Source organism: Steroidobacter sp., assembly GCF_016790065.1.
GTDB lineage: Bacteria > Pseudomonadota > Gammaproteobacteria > Steroidobacterales > Steroidobacteraceae > Steroidobacter.
Map to the genome: position 1 here is coordinate 1 of NZ_JAEUPY010000791.1, position 9,785 is coordinate 9,785.

Annotated in this window: 8 protein-coding genes; 6 read left to right on the plus strand and 2 right to left on the minus strand. The window is 60.8% G+C overall.

Annotated elements, in window-relative coordinates; genetic code table 11:
• Nucleotides 1-106 precede the first annotated feature (106 nt).
• The 6 genes from JNL55_RS32120 to JNL55_RS32145 all read left to right on the plus strand — a co-directional run bounded on the left by JNL55_RS32120 (nucleotide 107) and on the right by JNL55_RS32145 (nucleotide 5,324).
• Nucleotides 107-991, plus strand: coding sequence for a formylglycine-generating enzyme family protein (locus tag JNL55_RS32120; protein ID WP_293864310.1), 885 nt, complete (start codon nucleotides 107-109; stop codon nucleotides 989-991).
• A gap of 118 nt (nucleotides 992-1,109) precedes the next feature.
• Nucleotides 1,110-1,718 (plus strand): glutathione transferase GstA, encoded by a 609-nt coding sequence (gene gstA, locus JNL55_RS32125; RefSeq protein WP_293864312.1) that lies wholly within the window; start codon nucleotides 1,110-1,112, stop codon nucleotides 1,716-1,718.
• 89 nt (nucleotides 1,719-1,807) lie between these two features.
• On the plus strand, nucleotides 1,808-2,368 hold the full coding sequence (locus tag JNL55_RS32130; protein ID WP_293864315.1) for a sigma-70 family RNA polymerase sigma factor: 561 nt from the start codon (nucleotides 1,808-1,810) through the stop codon (nucleotides 2,366-2,368).
• Entirely contained in the window at nucleotides 2,352-3,125 is a 774-nt protein-coding gene (locus tag JNL55_RS32135) for an anti-sigma factor family protein (protein WP_293864318.1), read from the plus strand. The genes JNL55_RS32130 and JNL55_RS32135 overlap by 17 nt, the downstream gene beginning before the upstream one ends.
• Before the next feature lie 20 nt (nucleotides 3,126-3,145).
• Nucleotides 3,146-3,682: a DUF2076 domain-containing protein gene (locus JNL55_RS32140; protein ID WP_293864321.1), complete on the plus strand. Its 537-nt coding sequence runs from the start codon at nucleotides 3,146-3,148 to the stop codon at nucleotides 3,680-3,682.
• A gap of 73 nt (nucleotides 3,683-3,755) precedes the next feature.
• Nucleotides 3,756-5,324, plus strand: coding sequence for a TerC family protein (locus tag JNL55_RS32145; RefSeq protein WP_293864323.1), 1,569 nt, complete (start codon nucleotides 3,756-3,758; stop codon nucleotides 5,322-5,324).
• On the opposite strand, the gene JNL55_RS32150 is transcribed toward JNL55_RS32145, so the two are convergent.
• Both JNL55_RS32150 and JNL55_RS32155 read right to left on the minus strand, forming a co-directional pair.
• Nucleotides 5,302-8,217, minus strand: coding sequence for a serine hydrolase (locus tag JNL55_RS32150; RefSeq protein WP_322111064.1), 2,916 nt, complete (start codon nucleotides 8,215-8,217; stop codon nucleotides 5,302-5,304). The two genes, JNL55_RS32145 and JNL55_RS32150, sit on opposite strands and share 23 nt — an antisense overlap.
• A 3-nt stretch (nucleotides 8,218-8,220) precedes the next feature.
• On the minus strand, nucleotides 8,221-9,785 hold a 1,565-nt coding region (locus tag JNL55_RS32155), incomplete at its 5' end, for a TonB-dependent siderophore receptor (protein WP_293864326.1).

Here is a 9,785-nt window from a genome sequence, read left to right on the forward strand (position 1 = left end):
CTGAGCCGCGGTGATCCCAGGGACACCAGCTGCACCCACTTTCGCACCTCATGGCCAGCGGGTATTCATTGAATACTGGCCCTCCTACATAACGGCAGGTGCACTCATGTCAGGTCGGTTGTTTGCTCCTCGTGCCTGGCTGTTGCCGGCGATGATGATGGGTATGGCCACCATCGCCGGGCCGGCAGCTGCCACAGAAAGCTTCTCGGATTGCGATATCTGTCCTCGCATGCAGGCCATCGCGCCCGGCTCGTTCGATATGGGAGCCGAGAAGACAGACAAGGAGGCCAGCGAGGACGAGTGGCCGATGCACAAGGTCACGATTGCCAAGCAGTTCGCAGTGGGAGTGCGCGAGGTCAGTCGCGACGAGTTCGCTGCATTCGTCACGGCGACCCGCCACGACATGGGCCGCAGCTGCAATGTCATGGAGAACAATCAATGGGGAGACCTGCCCGGGCGCAGCTGGCTGAACCCTGGCTATGCTCAAACCGGACAGCACCCCGTGGTTTGTGTCAGTTGGAATGACGCTCAGGCATATGTTCGCTGGCTGAGCGAGCGAACCGGCAAGCGCTATCGGCTGCTGACGGAATCGGAGTGGGAATACGTGGCACGTAAGGGGCTTCGTGCCTCGGTGCCTGTCAGTCATGAAATGGCCAACTACGGTGCCGAGTCCGACTCGTTCGCGCCACTCGCATCCGGGCGCGATCGCTGGCTACAAACAGCACCGGGCGGCAGTTTTCCCGCTGACGCACTTGTACTGTACGACGTGCGCGGCACTGTGTGGGAGAGGATCGAAGACTGCTATCACGAAGACTACTTCGGTGCGACCACCGAAGGCAGTGCACGCACCGAATGTTCCATGGCCGATCGTCGCGCCGTGCGTGGCGGCGGGTGGGGAGATGCTTCGAAGTTGTTGCGGCCGAGTTATCGACTGCGGGGCCCGGCGGCGGAGCGCTATTTCTCGCTGGGGTTTCGCGTCGCGCGCGACTGACTGTAGGGAGAATCACGGGAAACGACGATTCGAGCAAATGGACTCGCAGCCGGTGTTCTGAGAACATTCTGGACCGCGTGCGCTAGTGGATGCGCGTCCTCACGGCTAGGGTCCTGATATGAAGCTCTATTATTTGCAAGGCGCTTGCTCGCTGGCTTCGCTCATTTCATTGCTTGAAGCTGGGACAAAGTTCGAGGCGGTCGCGGTTGACCGCAAGACCAGGAAACTCCCCGATGGCCGGGATTATGCCGCCGTGAATCCCAAGGGCTACGTGCCGGCTCTGGAACTCGACGATGGAGAGGTGCTCACCGAGAACACCGCCCTGCTGCCCTACATCGCCGACCTGAATCCCAGCGCCAACCTGGCTCCGCCGGTGGGCACACGAGCACGTTTCCGTCTACAGGAATGGCTGGGCTACTTGAATGGCGAAGTGCATAAGAATTTTTCCCCGCTATTCAATCCGGCGGTGCCCGAGGCGATGAAACAGATTGCCAAGGACAACATTGCGCGACGTCTGGCTCTCATCGAGGACCGAATTGGCGATCAGCCGTTTCTATTGGGCGAGGCTTTCTCGGTGGCCGACGCTTACCTGTACGTCATTCTGAGTTGGCGTCAGAAATTGGGCGTGGACATCAGCGCGTTTCCCAAGGTCACGGCGTTGTATGAACGCATTCGCGCCCGTCCCTCGGTGCAAGCCGCCAGAAAGGCCGAAGGCTTGAACGACTAACTTCTTGTCAAAGCTCCGCGGCCAGGAGGTCGCCTACAGAAAGTTGCGGTGCTAGGAACTAGTCGGCCCGTCAGTGTCGTATACCTCATATGACCCTGTCCAAGGCTCGATTCGATGTCGTAAGTCACTTACCGGCGCTGCGCCGTTATGCCCGGTCGCTCCTGCGCGGCGAGGCCAATGCCGAGGATCTGGTGCATGAGACCCTGGTGCGGGCTTATGAAAAGCGCGCCAGCTTCCAGGAAGGGCGCAGCCTCAAGCCTTGGCTGCTGTCGGTCATGCATAACGTTTTCGTCGATGGCCAGCGGGCGCATCAGGCCGAGGCCAGGCGCATCGAGCGGGCCGCAGACTTGAGTGCGCCGTTCGAGCCGCCCGTGCAGGAACATCACGTGCGTCTGACCCAAGTCTACAACGCACTGATGCAGTTGCCCGAAGACCAGCGAGCGGCCCTGCATCTCGTCGCCATAGAAGAGTTGACCTTTGCAGACGCTGCCGGCGTGCTGGGCATTCCACTGGGCACGCTCATGTCGCGCTTGGCCCGGGCACGGGCGGCGTTACGCGATCTCGAAAGTCCCGCCAACGGATCCTCGGCGGGCAGTAACAAGCGAGCACACCTCAAGATCGTCGGAGGCTCCGATGGCACATCCCACTGATCCCGCCACCGAGGCCGATCTGTTGGCGTACGTCGAAGATCAGCTGCCGGTCACGCGGCGGATCGAGATCGAAGCGCACTTGTGCAATCACCCCGAGGATGCGATGCGGGTCATGGCCGATCTGCGTATCCGCGATGAACTACGGTTGGCGCTCAGCAGTGAGCAAGCGAGCGAGCGGGCCGACGTTCTGAGTGCGGCTCGTCGCCTCGAGCGGGGTTTCGCACGTGGCAGATTTTTTCGCCAGTTTCGCCGAGGCGCGGTGGCGGCAGCTTTGGTAGGCGTTGGCTGGTTCGCTCATACATTGGTGGGGCTGCCGGGCACCGGAGAAGTGGCTGCGTCGACGTTGCCACCGGTCTATGTCGGCGACGCAGTCAGCGCGCATCGCACGTCGCTGTTGCGAGCGGTGATGCGTTCTCAACCGGAAAGTCCCGAGTACGACGCCGCTGAGATTCGTTCGGCCACAAAAATCGTGATGCCGGCGTTGCCCGATGATTGGTCGATCACCGACGTGCAGGTGTTTCCCTCGTCATTGGGACCGAGCGTCGAGGTGGCCATTCACACCGCAGAGTTTGGTAACGCGTCGCTGTACGCGGTTCAACTCAGTTCGCCGGGGGCGATTCCGCCAACGTCAGCTGCGCGGGAAGACTTTGCCGTTGCCTACTGGCAGCACGATTCGATTGCTTATGTGCTGGTCGCGCACACAGCGTCAGCGGATGTGGAGCGAGCAGCGCGGCTGCTGTCAGCGGCCACTCACTAATTACCCCTCAGGAGAGCAGCATGGAAAATCAAGACCGTCAGGTCATTCAAGGCCTGTTCGGCCGCCTCGATGATGTGGCCCGTCAAGCGCCGCCGCGCGATGTGGCCGCCGAGGAATTCATCAATCAACAAGTCGCGCAGCAGCCTGCAGCTCCTTACTACATGGCGCAGACCATCGTCATGCAGGAGTATGCGTTGAATCAGGCGCAGCAGAAGATCGAGGAGCTCGAGCGTAGCGCTCAAGAAAGACCCAGTGGCGGCGGAATCTTCTCGGCATTGTTTGGCGGTGGCCAGAAGAACGCTCCAGAGAGACGTCTCGGCGCGAACGCGGCACGAGCCCCGGTTGCTCCGCCCGCTGGTGGTGGCGGCTTTCTCGCGGGCGCGGCTCAAACGGCGATGGGTGTGGCCGGTGGCGTGCTGCTTGGAAATGCGATTGCCGGTATGTTCGGTGGCAACGATGCCGCGGCGGCGGAAAATACCGAAGAGCCGCCGCCCGAAGAAAATGTCAGCGAGGAGGGTGGTGGCTTTGACGATGGCGGATTCGGCGACGATCTCTGATTAGCCGCACTGACGATGATATCGGCCCCATCGCATGCTGCGATGGGGCTCGCCTCGCCGAGAATACCTAACGATGTTGTTTGAATGGATGTCCGACCCGGCCGCGTGGGCGGGCCTCGCGACCCTGGTGCTGCTGGAGATTGTGCTGGGCATCGACAATCTCGTCTTCATCGCCATCCTTGCCGACAAGCTGCCGCCCGAGCAGCGCAACCGAGCACGTATCGTCGGACTGTCGTTGGCCCTCGTCATGCGCTTGGGGCTACTCGCGTCGATCTCCTGGCTCATGACGCTGACCCAGCCGTTGTTCACGATGTGGGGGCTGGAGATTTCCTGGCGCGATGTGATTTTGATTTTCGGCGGCGTGTTCCTGCTGTTCAAGGGCACGATGGAATTGCACGAGCGGCTCGAAGGCGCTCACGAGGTCAAGGCGAACGACGCCGCCTACGCAGTCTACTGGCAGGTGATCGCGCAGATCGTGGTACTCGATGCAGTGTTCTCGCTCGATAGCGTGATCACCGCAGTCGGCATGGTTCAGGATCTATCGATCATGGTGATCGCGGTCATCGTCGCTATCTTGGTGATGATGCTGGCGAGCCGGCCGCTGATGGCGTTCGTCAGCCGGCATCCGACCGTCATCATTCTATGTCTGGGCTTCCTGCTGATGATCGGCTTCAGCCTGATCGTCGAAGGTCTGGGCTTTCATGTGCCCAAGGGCTATCTGTACGCGGCGATTGGTTTCTCGATACTCATCGAAGCCGCCAATCAGTTCGGGCGGCGCAATGTTCTGCGACGTGTGACTGGCACCAACGCCCGTGACCGCACAGCTCGAGCCGTTCTGCGAATCCTGCGTGGCGGTCAGTCGGCGCCGCAGGCATCGGAGGAGGTCGCAGCGATCATCTCTTCTGCTGGCGACACTGTCGCGTTCAGTGCAGATGAGAGTTCCATGATCGAGCGGGTACTGACTCTGGCCGAGCGTCCGCTGCGCTCGATCATGGTGCCGCGAGTCGATGCAGTTTGGTTGGACATCGAAGACTCGCCGGCGAATGTCATCGAAGAGATTCGTCATAGCGGCCATTCTCGTTTTCCAGTGTGTCGCGGCACCGTCGACTCGGTGATCGGCGTGGTGCACGCTGAAGATTTGCTCTGGCAGGATCGTCCGGCTGCGGGCTTGGATCTCGGCGCGGCGTTACGCAAACCATTGTATGTCAGTGACACCATGCCCATCCTCAAGCTGCTGGAGCAGTTCAAGACATCGCCGGTACAACTGGCGGTCGTCATCGATGAGCGCGGCGCGTTCGAGGGCCTGGTCACGCCGACAGATATTCTGGTGGCCATCGCCGGCAACTTACCCGATGCAGGTAGCGAGCCGCCGCCTACTGCAATCAGGCGCGACGACGGTAGTTGGTTGCTCGACGGTCGTTTGCGTATCGCCGAGGTCGTTCAATCGTTGGCGGTGAGCGATCTACACAGCGATGCCAAGTACACGACGCTGGCCGGCTTCATGTTGCATCACCTGGGGCATTTGCCTCAGCCCGGCGAAAGCCTCACCTGGGAGCGCTGGACGTTCGAAGTGCTGGAGCTGGACGGGCAGCGTATCGAGAAGGTCGTGGCTTCGGCGTTTAGTGGTCCGGGGCACCTTTGACTACCAATGGACGGAGCGGAGAAATGTCACGCTCGAACAGCAAAGCATCAAACGCTCGAGCGGGGCGGGTTAGGTCGTAGCCCTCTCTGATATTGATGTTGCGAATACGACGTTCTGCGGAGAACCAATCGTAGACAGTTCCTTCGCTCGGCAGCGCACGCAGGTCCAGCAGCAGCGTAGAGGGACCAAGGCGTGCCAGCATGTCGTTCAAGCTGCTTGGGGTCGACGGCTCCAGTGTGCGTGTTTCCCGGCTCATGCCGAACATCCCCAGCCAATCTTTGGTGCTGCCGGTGTCGTAAAGCGAGCCGATCGAGCGGAGTTCTACGTCCAGAGTGCTTCTGGCGAGTTCCACCATCGTGCTATGAAGTTGGCCATCGTCGGCGGGCAGCTTGCGCCACTTCGCGACGTGTGAATTGTGAGCGAACAGAAAGACGCGACCTCGTTGTCCTTGCTGTTCAAGCACCCAGCGGAGGTTGTCGGCCGCAGCGATATCGCGGCCATCGCCGTTTAGCTTGAAGTGTTCCAGCAGTTGTCGTGCGACGACGGCGTGACGGTAGGCCCTGTCGAAGGCTTCGCGTGAGCCTCGTTCGATCCACACGACTCGAAAGCGTTCAAACAGTGTCACGAGGTCCTGGACGGCGACGGACAGTTGGTTGCGACGAGCATTGGAGAGCCGTGAGTAGCGCTCCATCTCGAAATCGGCAAGCAAAGGTTGAAGCAGGGCACTGGCGGCTGCAGCCCGTTTGGCGTCCATTGCCCTGAGGTAGTCGAGCGCGGGTTGCACTAGCAAGGCACCCTGCGGGTCGAGATTGCCCGTCATCTCCAAGCCATAGAATCGGACCTGGCGAGCGGGCTCAGCGCGAGCATTCCAATCGCGCATCCAGTCCAGCAGCTCGCGATTCTCTTCGAAGGGAGTATCCACCCAAGAGAACACGCCGCGCACTGCTAGCTCTGCGGGAACTGGCCGACCCAACACATAATCATCGGCTGCGATGGCCTGCGCGTAACCCGTCTCGGCGGCCAGAGCGGTGAAGCCGAGGTGCTCGACGGCGTAACGAAACAGGCGATTTCGCCATTGCCACAGTTCGTGAGCATTGTGTGTCCCTTCGCCGAACGCGAGTACTCGCGCGTCACCAACGATCTCTTGCAACGGCTCCAGCGTCTTGGAAGGATCGAAGGAATGTTGTTTGCTCCAGGCGGCAACGGGATCGGGAGCGCGGTGGAAGGGGAGGTCGGTGATCCAGCCAAACTGGTAGGTAAGCTTCAGGCCGACGATGGCGCCTCGGCCGTCGCGGTTGAATGCGAGCACCAGCCGATCGGGCATGGAGACAAACTCATCGCGCAACAGCGGTTGCAACTGGAAAGCATCGCTGTCGGGGCCGGCTTCGGCGATGCGCGCGACCAGCTTGCCGTCCTCGACAGTGAAGCGGTAGGTGGCTTGCAAGTCTGTGCTGTAATAGTCGCCGGTGTAGGCCTGCAGTTCCGGCGGCGTCAGCTTCACTGGTTCGATGCGTTCGAACACTCCCGAGCCATACTTGCGGCCTTGTACTTGCCGCAGTTGTGGCGATTGGCCGGGGCCCGCGGCGGCGAACTCGATCACCACGTTTTCTTCGTTACGAAAGCGCAGCGGGGAGATGGGTTGGAAGCGATAGGTCAAAGCATCGCCTTCGATGGCCAGCGCCGACTCCTCGGCCCGCACGCGCATCGGCAATCGCAACACCGGTTCGCGATAGGTGCCTTCGAACTTGCGCAGCTCCGAGAGCGTTGGCGTGACCGTGTGTTCGTTACTCTCTGGCGGCAGATGCAAGTAGATGTCGGCGAGCGCCATAACCACAGGCTGCGCATAAGCGCCGTTGTTGCAAAAGCCGATCACTGCCAAACGCTGCTTAGGGAACATCATCGCGAGCGCCTTATAGCCCGCGCCTGAGCCGCTATGTGCGATTGTCTCGATGCCCCGATAAGGATCGAGACGCAAACCAAATGCGTACGGCACCGCCGTGCCATCGCGCAATTGCCCGGGAGAACGAAGCTGGGCTGTCAGTCGAGTTCCGCCAAGCAGTGGGCTGCTCAATGCAAATAAATTGCGCGCCCACTTGCCGTAGTCATCGAGCGTCGTCAGCAGGCCGCCCGATCCGAAATCCGCAGGCTCGGCGACTTGAGCGTCGGTGTTGCGCCAACTGTTGCCGTCATGGCTGTAGGGAAGGGCACGTGCCACGTTCTTTCGCGTGTCAGTTCCGAAGTAGGTGTCACGCATCCCCAGCGGTCTGAAGATGTTTCTTTCAGAGAACTGGGACAGCGATTGGCCCGTGGTGCGCTCGAGGATGGCGGCGAGAAACAGATAACCGGTATTGCCGTAACGAAACTCGGTGCCCGCCGGAAAGTTGGTGCCGGTTTGCCGAAGCAGCAAGGCCAGTCTCGCTTCGAGCGTTTGGTAGCGTTCGGCGTGACCGCTGAGGGTGACCAGGCTGCCATGATCCCGCAGCCCGTTGGTGTGATGAATCAGATCCTGGATGGTGATGCCAGTCAGGCCCTCGGACAGCTCAGGCAGATACTTGCGAATGTCATCATCTAGAGAGAAGTACCGCTGCTCAGCGGCGATGGCCGCCGCCGCAGCGGTAAATTGCTTGGTGATCGACGCGATGCCGAACACGAGCTCCGGTGTGTTCGGCGTGCGCTTGTCCAGATCGGCGAGCCCGTAAGCCTCCTTCAAGATCCATTGTCCGTCCCGCATGACTCCGAGTGCGCACCCGGGCTCTCCGGGTCGATCGAGAGAGCGCACGAATTCACGAGCGCGCTGCTGGTCGGCTTGATCGATCTGGGGGCTAGCCGTCACGACATCGAGGCGGCCTAGCAATAGACAGGCCGCCACCATCAAACTCGTGAGAGACCGCATGAACTATAGCTTGTACTTGGCGCGAAACAGGAACGTGCGCGGCAAATCGAGCGACACCCAGTTCTCGGAGAATCCGGCGAAGATGTCTTCATCGGTGACGTTGTTGATCAACAAACTCACATCGACATGCTCGTTCACTTGGTAATAGGCGCCCAGGTCGACGCGCGTATAGCTTGGCAGCAGTACTTTATTGCCATCGTCCGCGAAGCGGCTGTCGGAGTACTGCAGAGCGAAGGAGAACCCGAGACCGTCGAGTGCGCCGCCTTCGATGTCGTAGCGAGTCATGGTCGAGAACGTCGTTTGCGGAGCATTGGATAGCTCGTTGCCGCTGAGCGCGGGATCGTTGCTGTCTATTTCGGTGTTCATGTGCGCGTAGGCGGCGTACAAGGTCCAGTTCGGCGCAAGTCGCCCGGCCAGCGATAGCTCCACGCCTTCGGACTTGACTGCGCCCAGTGGCACGTCGAAGCCGAAGTTGTTCGGGTCGGGAGTCAGCACTTCCGGCTTTTCCACGCGAAACAGCGCCACGTTGGCTGCCAGTCCCGAATCACCCAGGTCGAACTTGGTGCCCAGTTCGGTCTGCTCGCCCTTCTCGGGATTGAATGCCTCGCCACCGGCGGTGGTGCCGCCGCGAGGCAGGAAGGACTCCGAACGATTGGCGAAGAGCGAGATGCGATCCGACAGGTCGTACAGGACGCCGTATTGCTTGGGCACGGCAGACTGCGAAATGACATCCGGGGCGAGCGGTGCTTCGCCTCCCGGAGTGAACGTCGACGACGAATCGATCTCCGCGTAACGCACGCCCAGGATCACATGCAACTTCTCGCCCATGCTCATGCGGTCCTGGACGAAGATGCCGCGGGTTTGATCGCGGGACACGGTAGCGTTCTGAATCAAAGGATCCGGTCGCACGAAGGCGAACGTAGGATTGTAGATGTCGATGACATCCGCGAAGCCGGCGCCACGGCCTTTGCTGGCATCGAAGTGCAACGAACGATACTCGGCGCCGAACACGAACTGGTGACGAATCGGGCCGGTCTCGAATTCGCCGGCCAGATCGGCGTAATACGAATAGTTGTCGTCGGTGGAGTCGCGACCGACGAAGAACAGTCGCAGTAGATTGTGATAGTCGCTGCCGTCGATCACACCGTTCTCGTCGGCGTCGATGAAGCCGTACGGAATGATGTCGCTGTCGTTGGAGACGCCGTGTGTGTACGAGAAGGCGACGCGCCCGGTCAGCGAAGGGCTGAACTCATGGGTCAAGCGTACATCCGCCGTGGTTCCGGTGCGTACGGTGCCCAGGCCTTCATCGGTGCGAGGATCGCCGGGAAAGAAGGAGCGATCGTAGTAGCCGAAGGGCGTGGCGCTCAGCAACCCTTCGGGAGGACCGCCGAGCCAGCTGCCTGCGCCCCATTCATTGCGAGAATAAAAACCTTCCAGCGTGAGCTGAGTGGCATCGCTCAGATCGGCGACCAGCACCGGAGCGACGGTGATCTTGTTCAAGTCCCAGGAATCCAGGAACGACTCACGCTCGCGGTAGCCTGCGTTGAGGCGGACGCGCACGCTGTCGG